This is a genomic window from Mycolicibacterium celeriflavum (assembly GCF_010731795.1).
Lineage (GTDB): Bacteria > Actinomycetota > Actinomycetes > Mycobacteriales > Mycobacteriaceae > Mycobacterium > Mycobacterium celeriflavum.
The window spans coordinates 3,216,654-3,234,949 of sequence record NZ_AP022591.1 but is presented as its reverse complement, the minus strand read 5'-3'; the positions used below and the strand labels follow the sequence as shown (position 1 = coordinate 3,234,949).

Annotated in this window: 17 protein-coding genes and 1 pseudogene; 12 read left to right on the top strand and 6 right to left on the bottom strand. The window is 65.9% G+C overall.

The window, feature by feature from the left end:
* Window positions 1–7 precede the first annotated feature (7 nt).
* From G6N18_RS15675 to G6N18_RS15660, 4 genes are all read left to right on the top strand, one after another.
* Complete coding sequence (locus tag G6N18_RS15675) at window positions 8–1,081, top strand: zinc-binding dehydrogenase (RefSeq protein ID WP_083000060.1); 1,074 nt, start codon at window positions 8–10, stop codon at window positions 1,079–1,081.
* 68 nt (window positions 1,082–1,149) lie between these two features.
* The gene (locus tag G6N18_RS15670) at window positions 1,150–1,368 is read left to right on the top strand and encodes a type II toxin-antitoxin system CcdA family antitoxin (RefSeq protein WP_109749356.1); all 219 of its coding nucleotides are present in this window, start codon (window positions 1,150–1,152) and stop codon (window positions 1,366–1,368) included.
* Window positions 1,365–1,778 carry a type II toxin-antitoxin system VapC family toxin gene (locus tag G6N18_RS15665; RefSeq protein WP_264007177.1) on the top strand — a complete coding sequence of 138 codons (414 nt, stop codon included), beginning with the start codon at window positions 1,365–1,367 and terminating at the stop codon, window positions 1,776–1,778. Before G6N18_RS15670 ends, G6N18_RS15665 begins: the two co-directional genes overlap by 4 nt.
* A gap of 170 nt (window positions 1,779–1,948) precedes the next feature.
* Window positions 1,949–3,340: an alanine/glycine:cation symporter family protein gene (locus G6N18_RS15660; RefSeq protein ID WP_083000059.1), complete on the top strand. Its 1,392-nt coding sequence runs from the start codon at window positions 1,949–1,951 to the stop codon at window positions 3,338–3,340.
* A gap of 144 nt (window positions 3,341–3,484) precedes the next feature.
* Here the strand turns inward: G6N18_RS15660 and G6N18_RS15655 are convergent, their stop codons facing one another.
* The 4 genes from G6N18_RS15655 to G6N18_RS15640 all read right to left on the bottom strand — a co-directional run bounded on the left by G6N18_RS15655 (window position 3,485) and on the right by G6N18_RS15640 (window position 7,325).
* Window positions 3,485–5,020 (bottom strand): tripartite tricarboxylate transporter permease, encoded by a 1,536-nt coding sequence (locus G6N18_RS15655; protein ID WP_083000058.1) that lies wholly within the window; start codon window positions 5,018–5,020, stop codon window positions 3,485–3,487.
* Window positions 5,020–5,565: a tripartite tricarboxylate transporter TctB family protein gene (locus tag G6N18_RS15650; RefSeq protein WP_083000057.1), complete on the bottom strand. Its 546-nt coding sequence runs from the start codon at window positions 5,563–5,565 to the stop codon at window positions 5,020–5,022. Before G6N18_RS15650 ends, G6N18_RS15655 begins: the two co-directional genes overlap by 1 nt.
* The gene (locus tag G6N18_RS15645; protein ID WP_083000056.1) at window positions 5,562–6,563 is read right to left on the bottom strand and encodes a Bug family tripartite tricarboxylate transporter substrate binding protein; all 1,002 of its coding nucleotides are present in this window, start codon (window positions 6,561–6,563) and stop codon (window positions 5,562–5,564) included. The genes G6N18_RS15650 and G6N18_RS15645 overlap by 4 nt, the downstream gene beginning before the upstream one ends.
* 174 nt (window positions 6,564–6,737) lie before the next feature.
* Window positions 6,738–7,325, bottom strand: coding sequence for a TetR/AcrR family transcriptional regulator (locus tag G6N18_RS15640; RefSeq protein WP_083000055.1), 588 nt, complete (start codon window positions 7,323–7,325; stop codon window positions 6,738–6,740).
* A 75-nt stretch (window positions 7,326–7,400) separates the two neighbouring features.
* Between G6N18_RS15640 and G6N18_RS15635 the strand changes: the two genes are divergently transcribed.
* Complete coding sequence (locus tag G6N18_RS15635; protein ID WP_067214357.1) at window positions 7,401–8,225, top strand: alpha/beta fold hydrolase; 825 nt, start codon at window positions 7,401–7,403, stop codon at window positions 8,223–8,225.
* A gap of 12 nt (window positions 8,226–8,237) precedes the next feature.
* Here G6N18_RS15635 and G6N18_RS15630 read toward each other — a convergent pair whose 3' ends face one another.
* Window positions 8,238–9,269 carry a fused (3R)-hydroxyacyl-ACP dehydratase subunits HadA/HadB gene (locus G6N18_RS15630; protein ID WP_083000054.1) on the bottom strand — a complete coding sequence of 344 codons (1,032 nt, stop codon included), beginning with the start codon at window positions 9,267–9,269 and terminating at the stop codon, window positions 8,238–8,240.
* Between the two features lie 96 nt (window positions 9,270–9,365).
* On the opposite strand from G6N18_RS15630, the gene G6N18_RS15625 reads away from it, so the two are divergent.
* Window positions 9,366–10,364 (top strand): glycoside hydrolase family 6 protein, encoded by a 999-nt coding sequence (locus tag G6N18_RS15625; RefSeq protein ID WP_067214355.1) that lies wholly within the window; start codon window positions 9,366–9,368, stop codon window positions 10,362–10,364.
* A gap of 19 nt (window positions 10,365–10,383) precedes the next feature.
* Here the strand turns inward: G6N18_RS15625 and G6N18_RS15620 are convergent, their stop codons facing one another.
* The gene (locus tag G6N18_RS15620; RefSeq protein WP_067214354.1) at window positions 10,384–10,974 is read right to left on the bottom strand and encodes a TetR/AcrR family transcriptional regulator; all 591 of its coding nucleotides are present in this window, start codon (window positions 10,972–10,974) and stop codon (window positions 10,384–10,386) included.
* Window positions 10,975–11,315: 341 nt separating this feature from the next.
* Between G6N18_RS15620 and G6N18_RS15615 the strand changes: the two are divergent.
* From G6N18_RS15615 to G6N18_RS15590, 6 genes and pseudogenes are all read left to right on the top strand, one after another.
* A pseudogene (locus tag G6N18_RS15615) lies at window positions 11,316–12,936 on the top strand (AMP-binding protein).
* Window positions 12,937–13,142: 206 nt separating this feature from the next.
* Window positions 13,143–14,168 carry a zinc-dependent alcohol dehydrogenase family protein gene (locus G6N18_RS15610; RefSeq protein WP_197931639.1) on the top strand — a complete coding sequence of 342 codons (1,026 nt, stop codon included), beginning with the start codon at window positions 13,143–13,145 and terminating at the stop codon, window positions 14,166–14,168.
* A gap of 148 nt (window positions 14,169–14,316) precedes the next feature.
* Window positions 14,317–14,895, top strand: a complete 579-nt coding sequence (locus G6N18_RS15605) for a COG4315 family predicted lipoprotein (RefSeq protein ID WP_244960057.1) — start codon at window positions 14,317–14,319, stop codon at window positions 14,893–14,895.
* A gap of 69 nt (window positions 14,896–14,964) precedes the next feature.
* Entirely contained in the window at window positions 14,965–15,795 is an 831-nt protein-coding gene (locus G6N18_RS15600; RefSeq protein ID WP_083000051.1) for an LLM class F420-dependent oxidoreductase, read from the top strand.
* A 129-nt stretch (window positions 15,796–15,924) separates the two neighbouring features.
* A complete protein-coding gene (locus tag G6N18_RS15595; protein ID WP_083000050.1) occupies window positions 15,925–17,118 on the top strand; it encodes an acyl-CoA dehydrogenase family protein in 1,194 nt (397 codons plus the stop codon).
* Entirely contained in the window at window positions 17,111–18,277 is a 1,167-nt protein-coding gene (locus G6N18_RS15590; protein WP_067214349.1) for an acyl-CoA dehydrogenase family protein, read from the top strand. The genes G6N18_RS15595 and G6N18_RS15590 overlap by 8 nt, the downstream gene beginning before the upstream one ends.
* Window positions 18,278–18,296 lie beyond the last annotated feature (19 nt).

Here is an 18,296-nt window from a genome sequence, read left to right as displayed (position 1 = left end):
AGGAACCATGAATCAAACCACACCCCAACCGATCTCCGCGACGGCATGGGTCGCCACGAGCTTGGGTGACCCGGCCAAGGTGCTCGAGCAGCAGACGGTGGACGTGCCGCCTCCCGGACCGAATGAAATCCGCGTCGCCGTTCGGGCCTTCTGCTTGAACTTCAACGACATCGACATCATCCGAGGGCGCTACTCGACGCTGCCCCTGCAGGCACCGTTCGTACCGGGTATGGAGACGGTCGGAGTCGTCGAAAGTGCGGGCCTGGGCGCCGAGCATCTTGTCGGTCGCCGCATCGTCGGCATTCCGGTGATGGCGTTCGGCGGCTATGCCTCCTACGCAATCGTCGACGCGGCGACCGCTCTGGAACTGCCCGACTGGATCAGCGACATCGACGGCGCGGCGCTGCACTATCCGTTCCATCTGGGCTGGTTCGCGCTGAAGGAACGGGGCCGACTGCAGGCCGGTGAGACTTTGTTGGTGCACGCTGCAGCCGGCGGAACCGGCTCCGGCGCTTTGGTTCTCGGCAAAGCGCTGGGGGCCCGGGTGATCGCGACGGCCGGTAGTGACGAGAAGGTGGCCTTCTGCATGGAACTCGGCGCCGACCACGCCATCAACTATCGGCGCGGCGATTGGGTCGACGAGGTCATGGAGTTGACCTACGGCCGTGGCGTGGACGTCGCCTTCGATGCCGTGGGTGGTGACGTGACCGTGCAGACGTTCCGGTGTATGGGGCTCAACGGACGCCATCTGATGGCAGGCTTCGCCGAGGACATCGCGTTGGAAGACGGTGACTACCTCTCGCCGCGGCCGATCGCATACGGCAATTTCGACGTGTGCGGCGTGTGTTTGGTCTACGTCACCGATCCGCTCGCCGTCCGTCGCACCCTGGGTTTCAACTGGCCGGCGCGCTCGGACGGACTCGAAGCCCATACCAAGATCCTCGAGATGATTCGTACCGGGACGATCCGGACCGTCGTCGGCGCCGAGGTGTCGTGGGCAGATTTACCGGCCGCCCTGGAGCGCATGCAAGCGCGCGCGACCACCGGCCGCCTCGTGGTCACGACCGGGGCGCACGGCTAGCAAATACCCGGCCGTCGGGCCGTGGGATCTCGGCAGCCCGTGCCCACACTGTGTGTACATTAGTGTGTATGGCTCGGTTGAACGTATATGTTCCGGACGATTTGGCAGAGTGCGCCAGGGCGCGGGGCCTGAACGTCTCGGCGCTGACTCAGGCCGCGATCCGGGCCGAATTGGAGAATTCTGCAACCGACGCCTGGCTCGATGGGCTGGAGGCCAGAAGCACAGACGCCCGGCATGACGACGTGCTGGAGGCGATCGATGCCGCCCGCGATGAGTTCGGAACGTGAGCACGCCCTCCACATCGCCATCGGAGCGCGTGGTCATCGATGCCAGCGCCATGGTGGATCTACTTGCTCGTACGCACGATCGGTTCGCGGCGGTACGCGCACGATTGGCCGGCACGGTGATGCACGCGCCGGCCCACTTTGACGCCGAGGTGTTATCGGCACTGGGGCGTATGCACCGCGCTGGCGTACTCACCGACGTTCAGGTCGAGGCCGCGCTTGACGAGCTGCGGCAGGCCCCGGTGACTCGGCACGATCTATCACCGCTGCTTGCTGGAGCTTGGGGGCGCCGCGACGTCCTGCGCCTTACTGATGCCCTCTACGTCGAACTCGCCGACACTGCAGATCTGGTGTTACTCACCACGGACCAGCGGTTGGCGCGTGCCTGGCCGTCGGCCGACGCCATCGGCTGAGCTAGTTGTACTGACCACGGAGACAAGGCTTTTGTAGGTTGACGATTGCCCGCGCCGGCAAGCCCGTCGCCGACCTCGGATCACTTCGACGACACCGCCCGCGTTGAGTCGTGCCGCAGCTGGTGCACTACGGTTTCACGCGTCCGATGTCTCTGTGATACGGCGGTGCGATGACGACTCTCGACAACCTTCTGGGCGATGCCAGCTCCTTCATCTGGGGCCCTTGGCTATTGATCCCGCTACTATTGCTGACCGGCCTCTATCTGACTGTGTTGTTGCGCGGGATTCAGGTGCGCCGGTTCCGACTGGCGTTCTGGCTAGCGTTCGTCAGGCGTAAGGATCCGGGTGCCGAAGGCGACATCTCGCACTACCAGGCGTTGTCGACGGCGCTGGCCGCCACCGTCGGTGTCGGCAATATCGCCGGCGTCGCGACCGCGATCGCGCTCGGCGGCCCCGGCGCCGTGTTCTGGATGTGGTTCACCGGCATGGTCGGTATGGCAACCAAGTACAGCGAAGCCTTCCTCGGTGTACGGTTCCGCCGCACCGACGCCGCCGGTGAACAATCCGGTGGCCCGATGCATTACCTGCGGCGCGGCATCAAAGGGCCGCTGGGCATCTTCCTCGGCGGATTCTTCGCGGTCGCAGGAGCACTGGCCTCGTTCGGCATCGGGAACATGACCCAGGCCAACACCGTCGCGGCCAACGTCAACGAAGAGTGGGGAGTGTCCGCGGCAGTCACCGGCGCGATCATTGTGATGCTCGCCGCCGCTGTGATCCTCGGCGGCATCAAGAGCATCGGCCGAGTCACCAGCCTCTTCGTCCCGGTGATGATCGTCATATACATCGTCGGCGCGGCCGCCGTGTTGGCCTTCAACATCGGCGAAGTGCCCGGGGCCTTGGGCCTCATCTTCACCGACGCCTTCACCGGCACCGCCGCCACCGGAGGCTTCGCGGGAGCGGCCGTCGCAGCCGCGATTCGCTACGGCGTCGCGCGCGGCATCTTCTCCAATGAGTCGGGCCTCGGTACCGGCGGCATCGCCGCGGCCGCAGCGAAGACCACCCACCCGGTCCGGCAGGCACTGGTGTCGATGACCCAGACGTTCATCGACACGCTCGTGGTGGTGAGCTTCACCGCGCTGACGATCGTCGTCACGGGCGTATGGAAGGAAGCCGGACCCGATGAGGCGGCGAGTTTCACCGCACGTGCATTTGCCGAGGGTCTACCCGGAACATGGGGCAGCATCATCGTCACGCTCAGCGTGATCTTCTTCGCGTTCTCGACCCTGCTCGGCTGGTCCTACTACGGCGAGCGGTGCATGGAGTACCTGTTCGGACGAAAGGCGGTGTTCCCGTACCGGATCGTCTTCATCATCGTGATCTACATCGGAGCCACCATCGCCCTGAAGCCGGTATGGACCTTCTCCGACGTCATGAACGGCCTGATGGCTCTGCCCAACCTTGTCGGTCTGATCATCTTGTCCCCATTGGTCTACCGCGAGACCCGCGCCTACTTCCGTGGCGACGAGCACGCGGATGAGTCGCGGCCGCGTAGCGGGGTATGAAGTCGGCGCGGCCGACCGATGATGTCGGCTTGGGCGGGGTATTCAGCGAGTCCTTAACCGCGTGTGCCGCACCCGGAGACACGAACTCCGCCGGGCGTCAATTGCGCGTCGAGTGCCCTTGGCCCCCGCCAAGTTCTTCAGCAATCAGCCGGCGACTTCCTCGGTGCTACGGGCCGACGCCGGCACCTCCTTGCGCAGCCTGAGCTTGTTGTACGTGCTGATTCCGATGACGACGGCGAGCAGGGCATACAGGGTGATCGTGATCGGTGTGCTCACCAGCGTGAGCGGATTGTTCTGCGAGTTGTTCATCGCGGCGCGCAGTGACGACTCGGCGAGCGGGCCGAGGATCACCGCGATCAGCACCGGTGCAAGCGGGATTCCGTAGCGACGCATGGCGAATCCGAGCACACCGAGCACCAGCATGAAAACGACGTCGATGATCGCCGAACTCGCGGCGTACACACCGAAGCAGGCGAACACCGCGATCCCCGCATAGAGGTACTCCTTGGGGATCGAGAGCAGCCTTGCCCACAGCGGAGCGAACGGCAGATTCAACACGAGCAATACGACCATCCCGATGAACAGGCTGGCGATGAGTGCCCAGACGATGTCGGCGCTGCGGTCGAACAGCAGAGGGCCCGGCTGCATGCCGTACTGCTGAAATGCGGCCAGAAGCATCGCCGCGGTGGCCGACGTCGGTAGCCCCAACGCCAGCAGCGCACCCATGGCCGTACCCGCCGTGGAATTGCCGGCCGCTTCTGGGCCCGCAACGCCACGGATCGCGCCCTTGCCGAACATCGGCACCTTTCGCCGACTGTCCAACCGCTTCTCGACACCGAAGGCGAGGAACGTCGGGACCTCGGCGCCGCCGGCCGGGATGACGCCGAACGGCACGCCGACGGCGGTGCCGCGCAACCATGCCGGCAACGCCTCCCGGTACTCGGCCATGGACAGGAACGGGCGCCCCGTCGACGGGGTGAAGCTGCGGTCGTCGGGCCGTCCGATACGCGACGCGACGAAGATGACCTCGCCGACGGCGAGCATCGCGACGGTGATCACGACGATGCTGATGCCGTCGAAGAGCGCGACGTTGCCGAAGGTGAACCGCTGAGAACCACTGACCTCGTCGGTGCCGATCATGGCCAACACCAGACCTATCAGCAACGCCGCCGCGCCCTTGACCACCGACTCGGACACCACGGCCGAGGTGGCGATGAACGCGAACAATGCCAGCGCGAAGTACTCGCCCGGACCGAACTTGGTCGCCCACTCCGCCAGCGCGGGTGCGAAGAACACCACCAGGGCCGTGGCGACCATGCCCCCGATGAACGCGCCTATCGCCGAGGTCGCCAATGCCTGTGCGCCGCGGCCCTTTCTGGCCATTCGGTGCCCCTCGAGCGATCCGGCGATGGCCGTCGAGTTTCCCGGCGTGTTCATCAGTATTCCGGCGATCGAGTCGCCGAAGAGCCCGCCGAAATAGATGCCCGCGAACATCACCAGCGCGGCCAACGGGTCGAGGGTGAACGTGACCGGCAGCAGCAACGCAACCGCCATCGCCGACCCCAGTCCGGGTAGCACCCCGACTGCGGTGCCGATAACGGCGCCGATGAAAACGTAGAGCAGGTTGACCGGGGTGAGGACGTCGCCGAACCCCGCGATCAGTCCAGTCAGCGAGTCCATCAGAACATCCCCATCACGCCGGGGGGCAGGCTCAAACCGAGCATGCCGGCGAATATCAATTGCATGATCGACGAAATCGCCAGGCCGATCAGCAGATTCACGACATACCTGGTGCTGCCCAGCCCGACCGTCACTCCCCAGAAGACGATGGCTCCGGCGACGATCCAGCCGGCGGGCAGGAGCAGCACTGTGAAGGCCACGAACGACCCGATCGTGATTCCGGTGGATCGCCAGTTGCTGAACAGACTGGCGACGGGCCGCCCCTGGTCGTCCAACACAGGCTCGGACACTTCGGGATTGCGCAGGATGACCAGGGTGAGCAACGCCGCGATGAGGAAACAGAACCCTGCGGTGATCCAGGGGAATGCCTTGGGCCCGAAGAGTTCCGAGTCGTCGGCGATCTCCATGTCGAAGATGCCGTACACCAGCACCAGCCCAAGCCCCACCATCAGCGCGGGCATGATCAGTGCGCTCTTGCCAGCCCAGAACTTGTGCGTCGGTGCGGGATTTTCCGACGCGGCGGTGTCGTGGTCGCTAATCGTCATGCCAGCCCCAGATCGTCCAGAATGGTCTTCACCCGCTTCTCCTCCGAGCGGATGAACCGACCGAAGTCGTCCCCGGTCAGGAAGGTCTCCTTCCAGCGGTTCCGCGCGACGACGCTCTGCCAGTGCTCGGTCTTGACCATCTCGCCGACAATTTCGATGAGTTCCTGCTGCTCAGCGTCGGTCAGCCCCTCCGGTGCGACGTACCCGCGCCAATTCACCAGGTCGACGGCCGGATAGCCGGCCTCTGCGGCGGTCGGGGCGTCGAGGCCCTCCAGCCGTTCCGGCGCAACGACCATCAGCGTCCGCAGTCGTCCCTCGACAAGCATGTCCCGGAAATCGTTGTATCCGCTGATCCCGACGTCGGGTGTGCCGGGCGCCGTGGACAGCAGGTTGATGGTCAGTTCGCCGCCGCCGGCGTAGGCGGCGTATCGGATCTGCTCAGGGTCGATTCCGGCTTCGCGCGCGAGTTGGGCGGCGACCATATGGTCAATCCCGCCGGCCGAGCCGCCACCGATAGGCATGGCCGCGGGGTCGGCTCGCCACGCTTCGATCAGCTCGCCGAGCGTCTGGTATGGCGAGTCAGCCGGTACCACAATGACTTCGAAGTCCTCGGCGAGCCGGGCGATGGGTGTCATATCGGACAGTGCGACAGGTGAGTCGTTGCGCTCGACCCCGCCGAGCATCACCGTGCCGGTCACCATCATGGTCGTGGGGTCGCCGCCGAGCCGAGAGAGCTGACTGAGCCCGATCGCTCCGGCGGCACCGGGAACGTTGACCACCTGAACGTTGTTGGCGATGCGATTCGACCGCAACGCCTGCTGAGACTCGCGTGCGACAAGATCCCAACCGCCACCGGCAGCCGCGGGCGCGACCAACGTGAGCTTGGCGCGGGCTTCGGCTCCGGAGCCGGTTCGGTTCGCGTTGACACCCGCCGCCACTACCAAAGCGCCGACGCAGACAAGCCCTAGGACCCACCGGACAGCTGTCGGAATCCGCATGCGCTATCCCTTCGCGATCACCGTCCCAGCCACATACTGACCCTTCCACGCGACCTGCGGTCAGGTATTCGGAATGTCGGCGGATCGGTCTACGACGCCCTCGTCGGTCAGAGCGCACAAATCGCTCACTCGAGGTCGACTACCGATTCGTTGACTGACAGCAGACCTCGCCCATCACATCGTCCTCTGTTGCGCAAGCATGGCTGAAACAGCGGCTTGAACTCCTTGTCCCGCAACGACAATCGGCTCAATCGACCGCAGCGTGCGGCACAGCACGAATGCGCCCTCGAGTGCCGTCAGCGTCATCACCGCCAACCGTCGGCTCTGGTCCGCGTTGATGTCGAGTTGTCCGAACCATTGCGAGAGCCCCGTCAGCCAACCTTCGAACACCTCAGCAGCTTCCAGCCGGAGCCGCTCGTTCGTGCTCGCCACCTCCAGCGCGGTGGTTTCGATTGAGCAGGCCTCGCTGTAATCCTGGGATTCCATGAGCCTGCCGGCGTTCTCGAACAACTCCGGTATCCCGGTGGCCGGATCGGTGTGCGCCAATTGGCCGCCGACGAACTCCCCGTAACGAATGCCCTCGCAACGAATGACCTCGACGGTGATCGACTCCTTGCCTCCAGGGAAGTGGTGGTAGATCGATCCGAACGGCGCCCGCGCTGCGCTCGAGATCTGTTTTAGACCCGTGGCCGACATTCCTTGGCGTCGATACAACTCGGCTGTGGCTTCCAGTATCCGATCACGGGTGCCGCGATCCACCATGACGTCTCTCCTTGCGCAGCGTGCAGTGACAGCATATCGTCGATCTGAGTAGAACGATCTATCTAGGAGACCGCGATGCCGACAGTCAACCTGCCGTCAGGTTCCATCGCCTACGAGGACACCGGTGGAGACGGGCCGATCATGGTCTTCGGCCACGGCCTGCTCATGGATGGCCGGCAATGGCGCAAAGTCCTCCCGCTGCTGTCCGAATACCGCTGCATCACACCGACGCTGCCGATGGGCGCGCACAAAGAACCGATGAGTCCGGACGCAGACCTGAGCGAGCAAGGTGTGGCCGGCATCCTCGCCGATTTCCTCGATGCGCTGGGCATCGACGACGTGACCCTGGTCCTCAACGACTGGGGCGGCGGGCAGTTCCTGATTTCCGATGGACGGGACAAGCGGGTGGGACGACTGGTGCTCGCGTCATGTACGGCGTTCGACAACTATCCGCCCAAACCGGCGCGGCCGGCGGCCCTGCTGTGTCGCTTGCCCGGCGGCGGATGGCTACTGTCCAGGATGCTCGGCACGAAGTTCTTCCGGCACAGTCGCCGCGCCTACGGAGCGCTGACCAAGAAGGGCCTGCCCGACTCCCTGTTCGACGACTGGTTCCGGCCCGCCGTCGAGAGTGCCGCGATCCGCCGGGATCTGGTCAAGTTCGCGACCGGCGCTCCGTCGCGCCGCCGGCTGCTCGAACTGTCCGAACAGATGCGGACGTTCACGCGCCCGGTGCTCGTCGTATGGGCCAGGGAAGACCGGATGATGCCGTTGGCGCATGCGGATCGGTTGGTCGAGCTGTTCCCGAACGCAACCAAGGTGGTCATCGACGACTCCTGGACGCTGATCCCGGAGGACCAGCCCGAAGCCATCGCAAATGCGTTGCGGGACTTCGTCGCGTGAGCTTCAGCCTCGTCAGCGAAAGCGGACGGTCATCGTCGCCAAGCCGAAGATCTTCTTGCCGGCGGACTTTGCGCCCACGATGACGACGCCGGAGCGAGTGGCCGGGTCCAACGATTTGATCCGGCCGCTGAATTCGATGTCGGCGCCCTCTTTGGCCGTCACGATCGCGGGTGCGGACAGCCGTACCGCGTAGCGGGTCACCGCGCCGGGATCGCCCGACCACGCCGAGTGAAATCCCGCACCCAGCCCCATGGTCAGCATCCCGTGCGCGATCACGTCCCGCAGCCCCGCCAGCTTGGCGATGTCCTCGTCCCAGTGGATCGGGTTGGCGTCTCCGGCAACTCCGGCGTAGTTCACCAGGTCGCCGCGCGACAGCCGGGTGTGATGCACCGGCAGGTCGTCGCCGACCTTGAGCTCGTCGAATGACGGCGTCCCCGGCGCGCGCGTCAATCCCCCTTCAGCGATCCGGACCTCGCCCTCGGGGCGCACCGTCTTCTCGTAGGTCGCATCGAGTGTGCCGATCCCCGAGAAATCGACGTCGTGCATCATCGCGTTCTGCACGGCGGACTTGATCGCCGGATCGACATCCTCGGCGGTCACGCCAACGACGGTGGTGTGCAGGGTGTGCACCCGCTCGCCGGCGGTGTCGGTGAACGTGTTCGCCACCGTGATGAGGTCTCGGCCGGCGATCTTGCGCACGTTCGTCAGCTCGACGTCGACGGTCAACTCGTCGCCCGCGACGATCGGACGGTGCTGTTCGAAGACCTCTTCGGTCTGCATGTAGGTGTCGTAGCCGACGACGATCTCTTCGAACATGCGGCGATTGCACGTCATACCCGGCGTCGAGGTGAACGTCAGCGGTGCCACCACATCGGAATATCCCAGCTTGGCGGCGGCCGCCACGTCCCAGTGTGCGGGGTGATAGTCCTGCACGGCACGGGCGTATTCGCGCACCTTCTCGCGGCCGACCAGGTAGGTGCCGTCCATCTGGTACCAGTGGCCGACCCGCGCCTCGAGCGCCGACGTTTCTGCTGCTGCGGTCATGGGTGTCCAACTCTTCTATCAGCTTGTTCGTTGAGGCCGACGGAAGCACCCTAACGCGCTCACCATGTCGGCCGACCGAGCCGCTAAGTTCATCGGGTGCTCAACTCTCCCGCTCGTGCGCTCGCCCGGTGGCTCACTCCCGTCCTGACCGCGGTTGTCGTCGGCGCCGGACTCGTGGCTATCCCGACGGGTTCGGCCCCGGCAGTGCGCCTGGCCAGCGAGGCGAACCCGTTGGCCGGGACGCCGTTCTACGTCAACCCCGCGTCGGCGGCCATGCGTGCCGCTCAGAAGGCCGATCCGCCGAGCCCCGAGCTGACCGCCATCGCAAACACGCCGCAGGCGTACTGGCTGGTCCCCGGTGCTTCCGCGGCGACGGTCGGGAAGTACGTGGGTGATGCGCAAGCAGCCGGCGCCTTGCCGGTGCTGACCCTCTACGGCATTCCGCACCGCGACTGCGGCAGCTTCGCCGCAGGTGGCTTCGCGTCCGGTGCCGACTACCGGGGCTGGATCGACGGCATCGCGGCCGACGTGGGTGGCTCGCGGGTGGCGATCATCCTCGAACCCGACGCGCTCGCCATGGCCGATTGCCTGTCGGGTGATCAGCGCCAGGAGCGGTTCGACCTGATTCGCTACGCCGTCGACACCTTCACCCGCAATCCGGCAGCGGCCGTGTACGTCGACGCAGGTCACTTGCGCTGGCACAGCCCGGAGGAGATGGCCGCCAGGCTCAACGAGGCCGGCGTCGACCGCGCGCGGGGGTTCAGCCTCAACGTCGCCAACTTCTTCACCACCGAAGAGGAAATCGGTTACGGGGAAGCTATTTCGGGGCTCACGAACGGTTCGCACTACGTGATCGACACGTCTCGCAACGGCAACGGAGCGGCTCCCGACTCGCCGCTGCACTGGTGCAACCCGGACGGCCGAGCGCTGGGTGTTCCGCCGACCACGCAGACGGCGGGCGCGCACGCCGACGCCTACCTGTGGATCAAACGGCCCGGCGAATCCGACGGAACGTGCGACAAAGGTGATCCGCCGGCGGGCACCTTCGTCAATCAGTACGCCATCGAGTTGGCTAGCAACGCTCGTCCGCGGTAAAAGCCTTGCGCGCCAACGGTCAGCGATGACCCATGCTCGGCAGCAGCACCTCGTCGACCAGAATTCGGACCGTCTCCTCGGTCGGCGGCCGCGCGGAGACCAGCGCCCGGAAGACCAGATATCCGGGTAGCAGGTCGTAGATCTCGTCGTTGATCGCCGCCGCGTCGATCTCTCCGCGCTCGACCGCCTCGGCCAGAACCTCGTCGATCACGAGCTTGCGTTGATGGAGGAACTCGTCCTGCATGGCTTGTTTCAACCTCGGGTTGTGCGACATCTCGTTCAGCACCGCCCGCATCGTGCTGCCGTGTTCACACGCCTGCCGGCACACCGAGATGCCGATCGCCAGCAAGTCGCCACGCAGTGTGCCGGTGTGCGGCGGGACAGCGGTGACGCGGGTGCCCTCGACGAAAGCCGCGAGTACAAGGTCCGCCTTCGACGGCCAGCGCCGGTATACCGTCGCCTTGCTCGCCTTCGCCTGTGTCGCCACGGCTTCCACGGTCAATCGGTCGTACCCGTGCTGCTGCAACTGCTGCAGCGTGATCGCCAGCAGTTCCGCTTCGCGCGCGGTCCACCGCGATTCCGGCGCATCCTTCGCGGATTCGGGCGGCACGACCCCTCCTTCACCGAGCTTGGCTGCGCGTTCTAGATGACATAGCGCCTGCGCTCCCCGATACGGTACCGTACCGTTCCATTTCGCGCCTCACAGGCGCGCCGTGCAGCATGCTAGGGCCAGATCGTTTTCGACGGGATGTCGAAAGGTTTTCGGGTGTGCCGTTTTTCGGTGGGCAGACTGGTGAGACGGCGCTGGACGGTCGTCGTGGCATCGCATTCTCCCGCTCGTCCGTGACGATCTCGGAAATTTCCGCCCCGCCGAGTTGCGCAGGAACGAGGATGAGACGTATCGATCGAGCCCGCCTACCGATGCAAGGACCTTGTGCGATGACCGCGACCGTGGAGTCTTACGACGCAGGACCGACCGACGCGCCGGTGCTCGAGCAGACGATCGGCGCCAACTTCGAAGCCACCGTCGCGCGTCACCCCGACGTCGAAGCGCTCGTCGACGTCGCGCAAGACCTGCGCTACACCTACGCCGAACTCGACGCCGATGTGGACGTCGTCGCCCGGGGACTCGTGGCCTTGGGGATCGGCAAGGGCGAGCGGGTCGCCATCTGGGCACCGAACTGCGCGCAGTGGACCATCACCCAGTACGCGACGGCGAAAATCGGCGCGATCCTCGTCAACGTCAACCCCGCCTACCGGCACCCATGAACTGGCTTACGTGCTCAACCAGTCCGGAGCGCGCACCTTGATCGCCGCGACGTCGTTCAAGACGTCTGACTACGTGGCGATGATCGAGCAGGTCCGCGCGGACGTGCCCGGGCTGACCGACGTGGTCTACATCGGGACGGCCGACTGGGAGGCGTTGCGCGCGGGCGCCGAAGAGGTGCCGCGCCAGGACTTGGCGCAGCGGACGGCCAGCCTGTCCAACAACGACCCGATCAACATTCAATACACCTCGGGTACAACGGGTTTCCCGAAGGGTGCGACACTGTCGCACCGCAACATCCTCAACAACGGCTACTTCACCACGGAGCTGATCAAGCTCGGCCCGGCCGACCGGTTGTGCATCCCCGTGCCCTTCTACCACTGCTTCGGTATGGTGATGGGCAACCTCGGGTGCACCAGTCACGGCACCACGATGGTCATTCCCGCACCGGGTTTCGACCCCGGGTCGACGCTCGCGGCCATCGAACGCGAACGGTGTACCGGCGTGTACGGCGTCCCGACGATGTTCATCGCGATGCACAACCATCCTGAGTTCGCCGACCGCGACCTGTCGACGCTGCGGACCGGGATCATGGCCGGTGCGGTATGCCCCGTCGAGGTGATGAAGCGCTGCATCAACGACATGAACATGTCCGAGGTGGCGATCGCGTACGGCATGACCGAGACGTCGCCGGTGTCGTGTCAGACGCTCATCGACGACGATCTGGAACGGCGTACCTCGACGATCGGCCGGGCGCATCCCCACGTCGAGATCAAAATCGTCGACCCCGACACCGGGGACATCGTCGAGCGCGGACAACCGGGCGAGTTCTGCACACGGGGCTACTCGGTGATGCTGGGCTACTGGAACGACGACGAGAAGACCGCTCAGGCAATCGATTCCGACGGCTGGATGCACACCGGTGATCTGGCCGTGATGCGCGACGACGGCTACTGCAACGTGGTGGGGCGCATCAAGGACATGGTCATCCGCGGCGGAGAGAACATCTACCCGCGCGAGATCGAGGAGTTCCTCTACACGCACCCGGACGTCGAGGACGCCCAGGTGATCGGTGTGCCCGACGACCGGTACGGCGAGGAGACTTGCGCGTGGATCCGGATGAAGCCGGGCCGTCCCGCGCTCGACGCCGAAGCCGTGCGCGCGTTCGCCGCAGGTAAGCTCGCCCACTACAAGATTCCGCGCTACGTGCACGTGGTCGACGAGTTCCCGATGACGGTCACGGGCAAGGTACGCAAGGTCGAGATGCGCGAGCGCAGCGTCGAGATCCTCGGACTCGACCGCTAGTGGCCGAGTAGCGGCCCCAGGCGAAGAGAACTGACGACAAGTGCATCGCGGCAGATGGGATGTCGTGTCAATACACCTCTCAGGAACTCCTCCACCGGCTGGCAGTGCTGGTTTCGTGGTGCACATGCCGGGAAGACAATCCAGGGCTTCCAGACCTGCCTGCAACCGTCGCCGTCGGCGAGCCAGAATCGAGCTAAGGAGAAGCCATGCGTCAAGTTTTCATGAATGCACCCCGTGATGTGAGCGTCGGAGAGCGTGACGACCCGAAAATCGTCGAGCCGACCGACGCGATCATCCGCCTTACGGCGACATGCATCTGCGGATCGGATTTGTGGCCCTACCGGGGCGTCGAGGATGTCGACCATACGCCGATGGGACACGAGTATGTCGGCGTCGTCGAGGAGATCGGCGACGAGGTGAAGACCCTGAAGGTGGGCGATTTCGTTGTCGGCTCGTTCGTGATTTCCGACAACAGCTGCGAGATCTGCCAGGCCGGATACCAAAGTCGTTGCTTCCACGCCGAGTTCGTCTCCGCGACCATCGGCACTCAGGCTGACAAGGCCCGCATCCCGTTCGCCGACGGCACGCTCGTCGCCACACCCGGTCAACCGGACGCGGAGTTGATCCCCTCACTGCTGGCCGCATCCGATGTCCTCGGAACGGGCTGGTTCGCCGCCGTCGCCGCGGCGGCCGGTCCGGACAAGACCGTCGCCGTGGTCGGCGACGGCGCCGTCGGACTGATGGGCGTGCTGGCCGCCAAGCAGCTGGGCGCGGAACGGATCATTGCGATGTCCCGCCATGCCGACCGGCAGGCCCTTGCCCGCGAGTTCGGTGCGACCGACATCGTCGCTGAACGCGGTGATGAGGGCGTGGCCAAGATCAAGGAGCTCACCGACGGGCTCGGCGCGCACTCGGTGATCGAGGCGGTTGGGACACAGGAATCGTTCCTGCAGGCCTTCGGCGCTACCCGGCCCGGCGGGCACATCGGCTTCGTCGGTGTCGCCCACGAAGGTGTGTCGATTCCCGCGGACGAACTGTTCTTCGCCGAGGTGCACCTACACGGGGGTCCCGCGCCTGTGCGTAGGTTCCTGCCCGAGCTGATCCAGTTGATCTGGGATCGAAAGATCAACCCGGGCAAAGTTTTCGACCTCACCCTGCCGCTCGAGCAGGCCGCCGAGGGCTACACGGCGATGGACGAACGCCGGGCCATCAAGATGCTGCTGGAGCTCTGAGACGTTTGACACCGAACGAGGCTGTACTTATGAACCCGACCGACGAATCCTCCGGCCGCGTCGCATTCGTCACCGGCGCCACCAGCGGCTGAAAAGGCGCCCCGACACGTCTGAGCCGCGGCGCTACTGGTATTGATTCAGAATGCCCATGCCTCGAATCCTGGCTGCAGCATGCCGGAACGTCGTCTGCACATCGACCGTCGCGCTCAGCGTCATGGCCGTGACCGGTTGTTCGGCATTCGACAACAATGCAGTGAACGGCTCCGAGGCCGCCGGCACGCGGACGTCGGCGACCGCGCTGCGAACGGAGGCGACCGCCCCGGCGCCCTACCCGCCGCCGTCCGTCGAACGGATTTTGCCGGTCGGTGACGTCTCGCTCGCCATCGATGACCGCCCCGGCCTGGGTGAGATCATCGTCGACAGCAGCGGCCGCACCCTGTATGCCTTCTCGGCGGACTCGGCGAACGAACCAACCTGCTACGGCGAATGCGCCGACACCTGGCTGCCAGTGCTGTCCGACAGCGATCCGGCGGGCGGCACGGGAATCAACGTGGCGGCCGCCCGCACGGTGCCGCGCCGCGACGGCGGTGACCAGGTGACCTACAAGGAAATCCCGCTCTATCGATACGCAGGCGACAAGACGGACAGGGACGCCAAGGGACAGGGCTTGGACATGTTCGGCGGCGAATGGCACGTCCTGACGAAAAACGGCGAGCCCCTGGCCTGAGGGTCGGAGCGGAATAGCGTCGAACCAATGGGCGTTGCCAGCGCCTGACGACAGCAGTTAGGTGCACACATGAAGTTCGGGATCTCCACCTTCGTCAACGACGACACCATCGACACCGTGTCGCTGGCCCGCGCGATCGAAGAACGCGGTTTCGACGCGCTCGCGATCGCCGAGCACACCCACATCCCGGCCAGTCGGCAGTCCCCGTACCCGATGGGCGGGGACCTGCCCAAGATCTACTACCGCACGCTGGACCCGTTCGTCACACTCGCCGCCGCCGCGGCCGTGACCTCGACGATCGAGTTGATCACCGGAATCGCCCTGCTCATCCAGCGTGACCCGATCATCACGGCGAAGGAAGCGGCCAGCATCGACCTGATCTCGGGTGGCCGGTTCGTGTTCGGTGTCGGCGCCGGCTGGAACATCGAGGAACTCAGCCATCACGGCACCGACCCGAAGACGCGCGGCGCGCTACTCGACGAACGCATCGAAGCCATCAAAGCGCTGTGGACGGACGAACCCGCCGAATACCACGGCCGCTACGTCGATTTCGACTCGTCGTACCTGCGCCCCAAACCGGTTCAGAACCCCCACCCACCGATCCTCATCGGCGGCGACTCAGATGCCACCGTCAAGAGGGTGATCCGCCACGGCGCGGGCTGGATGTCGAACCCACTTCCGGTCGAGCGGCTGACCAAACGCATCGACCAGATGCGTGCGGGCGCCAGCCACGACGTCCCGCTGACGACATTCGGCACACCGATCGACCCGGATTACTGGCGCGCGCTCGAGGATCTCGGCTACCGGCAGGCGAACCTGCTGCTGCCCACCAAGGCGCGCGATGACTCGCTTCGTCTGCTCGACGAATACGCCGAGAAGGTCGCCGGATATCGCGGTTGAGCCGCGGGGCCGACTGGGCCTGCTTAACGGGTGGATCGCAGCCAGCCGATGCCTGCGATCCACCCGCTAACGGCCACACGACCGCATCCCGCTGACGCACGACGCATGTCGAGTTTCTATCGTGGCCGCATGAGCAATGACGCTGACGCCGAACGCGTCGCCGAGCTGGCGCGCGAAGTCGTCGCCGACCACGACCCGAAGAGCGTGCCCATCCCCGAATACCTCGGCGCCTGCTACGACGCCGGCCTGTCCTGGGTGCACTTCCCCGAGGGCCTGGGCGGGCTTGGAGTGTCCCGCGGACTTCAGGCGGTCGCCGACCGCGTTCTGCAGGGCGCAGGCGGCCCGGTACCGCTCGGGCTCAACCCGATGGGCTACGGCATGGCCGCGCCGACGATCCGTGAGCACGCCCAGACCGAGGAGGTGAAGCGGAAGTGGTTGCGGCCGTTGGCCACCACCGAGGACCTCTGGTGTCAGCTGTTCTCCGAGCCCGGCGCCGGGTCCGACCTCGCCGGCCTGGCCACCTCCGCGGTCCGCGACGGCGACGACTGGGTGATCAACGGCCAGAAGGTCTGGACGAGTCTGGCCCACCGGGCGCGGTGGGGTCTGCTGCTCGCACGCACCAACCCCGATGTGCCCAAACACAAGGGCCTGACGTACTTCGTCATCGACATGCACGGCGCGGGCGTCGAAACCCGGCCGCTGCGCCAGATGACGGGGCAGGCCGAGTTCAACGAGGTGTACTTCTCCGACGCGCGCATCCCGGACCGGCACCGCCTCGGCGACGTCGACAACGGGTGGGCCGTCGCCATGACGACACTGATGAACGAACGCACCGCGCTCGGCGGTAGTGGCAGCCGGCGAGGCGCGGGCACGATCGCCGATGCGACGGGGCTGTGGGCGTCGCGGCCGGAGCGCCGCACACCGGTTCTGCGTGACCGGCTGACGCAGCTGTGGCTGCGCTCGGAGGCGCAGCGGCTGACCTCCGAACGGTCGCGAGCCACCGCCACGGTCGGCGGTCCGGGCCCGGAGGGTTCGATCGGCAAGCTGGTCGGCGCGGAACTCAACCAGGACATCTATCAGTGGTGTATGGATTTCCTTGGCCCTGAAGGACTTCTGTATCACGGGTATCAACAGGGGGCGGGCACCGGCGAGCGGGACTGGCAGGGCCCGATTCAGCAGCGGTACCTGCGCAGCCGCGCGAACACCATCGAAGGCGGCACCTCCGAGGTGATGCGCAACATTCTTGGCGAACGCATCCTCGGGCTGCCCGGTGATCTGCGTGCCGACGCCGGCATGCCCTGGAAGGAGATTCCCCGTGGCTGACAAGCTTGCTGAGTACACGTTCACCGATGAGCAGGCGCAATTGCGCGACGCGGTAGGCAAATTCAGCGCCGAGAATTTCGCGGAGGACAAGGTCCGCCAACTCATGGAGTCCGACCCGCCGTTCGACCCGAAGGTCTGGGCGCGGCTCGGCGGCGAGCTCGGGGTGCTGGGCCTGTCGGTGCCCGAAGCCGACGGCGGCGTCGGCGGCACCTTGGTGGATCAGGCCGTCGCGATCGAGGAACTCGGCGCGCGGTTGGCGTGTGGACCGCTGTTCGGCACGGTGTACCTCGCGATCCCTGCATTGGTCGCCGCTCCGACCGGCTCCGCTCGTGACGAGTTGTTGGCCGACCTCGTCGAGGGTCGGCGCACCGCGGCCGTCGCGGTGGTGGACCGCGCCGGTGTCTTCGAACCGGATGCGGTGACGGTGACCGCCGACGGGGACGCGTTGTCGGGCACGGTGGCTCAGGTCGTCGACGGCGGCGCCGCCGATGTCCTGTTGGTCGCTGCGCGCGGGTCCGACGGCGTCGCGCTGTACGCCGTCGACACCGCCGCCGGGGAGGTACAGCGAACGCCGTTGGCTACCCTCGACCTCACCCGGCCCGAAGCGAACGTCACATTCTCCGGCGCTTCCGGGCGCCTGATCGCCGGTCCCGACGAAACCCCGCGAGTCCTCGACCACGCTCTTGCGGTCGGTGCCGCGCTGCTCGCCGTCGAGCAGGTCGGCGCAGCGCAGCATCTGCTCGACCTGTCCGTCGAGTACGCGAAGTCGCGGCTGCAGTTCGGCCGGCCGATCGGGTCGTTTCAGGCGGTCAAGCACCGCCTCGCGAATCTGTTGGTCGACGTCGAACACGCGAGATCGACTGCCTACCACGCGGTCTGGGCGCTGTCCGACGGATCTGACGATCCCGCGCTCGCGACGAGCATCGCCCAAGCGGTGTGTTCGGCCGCGCTCAGCCATGTCGCCAACGACACCATCCAGGTGCACGGCGGGATCGGGTTCACCTGGGAGCACCAGGCCCATCTCTATTACAAGCGTGCCGCGACCGACGCGGTCCTGCTGGGCAGCGCCGAAGAGCATCGTGATCGGGTCGCGGCGATGGTGCTCGACGACGCCACCGCCGACCGAGTCCCACGCGTAGCGGACGGTCAGCCCGCCTGACGTCGTGACTTTCCTCACC

Coding starts and splice junctions, on each gene's coding strand:
- G6N18_RS15650 (WP_083000057.1), bottom strand. CDS start 5,565: ATGACGATTAGCGACCACGACACCGCCGCGTCGGAAAATCCCGCACCG.
- G6N18_RS15675 (WP_083000060.1), top strand. CDS start 8: ATGAATCAAACCACACCCCAACCGATCTCCGCGACGGCATGGGTCGCC.
- G6N18_RS15660 (WP_083000059.1), top strand. CDS start 1,949: ATGACGACTCTCGACAACCTTCTGGGCGATGCCAGCTCCTTCATCTGG.
- G6N18_RS15630 (WP_083000054.1), bottom strand. CDS start 9,269: ATGACCGCAGCAGCAGAAACGTCGGCGCTCGAGGCGCGGGTCGGCCAC.
- G6N18_RS15595 (WP_083000050.1), top strand. CDS start 15,925: ATGAGCAATGACGCTGACGCCGAACGCGTCGCCGAGCTGGCGCGCGAA.
- G6N18_RS15600 (WP_083000051.1), top strand. CDS start 14,965: ATGAAGTTCGGGATCTCCACCTTCGTCAACGACGACACCATCGACACC.
- G6N18_RS15610 (WP_197931639.1), top strand. CDS start 13,143: ATGCGTCAAGTTTTCATGAATGCACCCCGTGATGTGAGCGTCGGAGAG.
- G6N18_RS15635 (WP_067214357.1), top strand. CDS start 7,401: ATGCCGACAGTCAACCTGCCGTCAGGTTCCATCGCCTACGAGGACACC.
- G6N18_RS15655 (WP_083000058.1), bottom strand. CDS start 5,020: ATGGACTCGCTGACTGGACTGATCGCGGGGTTCGGCGACGTCCTCACC.
- G6N18_RS15605 (WP_244960057.1), top strand. CDS start 14,317: ATGCCTCGAATCCTGGCTGCAGCATGCCGGAACGTCGTCTGCACATCG.
- G6N18_RS15645 (WP_083000056.1), bottom strand. CDS start 6,563: ATGCGGATTCCGACAGCTGTCCGGTGGGTCCTAGGGCTTGTCTGCGTC.
- G6N18_RS15640 (WP_083000055.1), bottom strand. CDS start 7,325: ATGGTGGATCGCGGCACCCGTGATCGGATACTGGAAGCCACAGCCGAG.
- G6N18_RS15670 (WP_109749356.1), top strand. CDS start 1,150: ATGGCTCGGTTGAACGTATATGTTCCGGACGATTTGGCAGAGTGCGCC.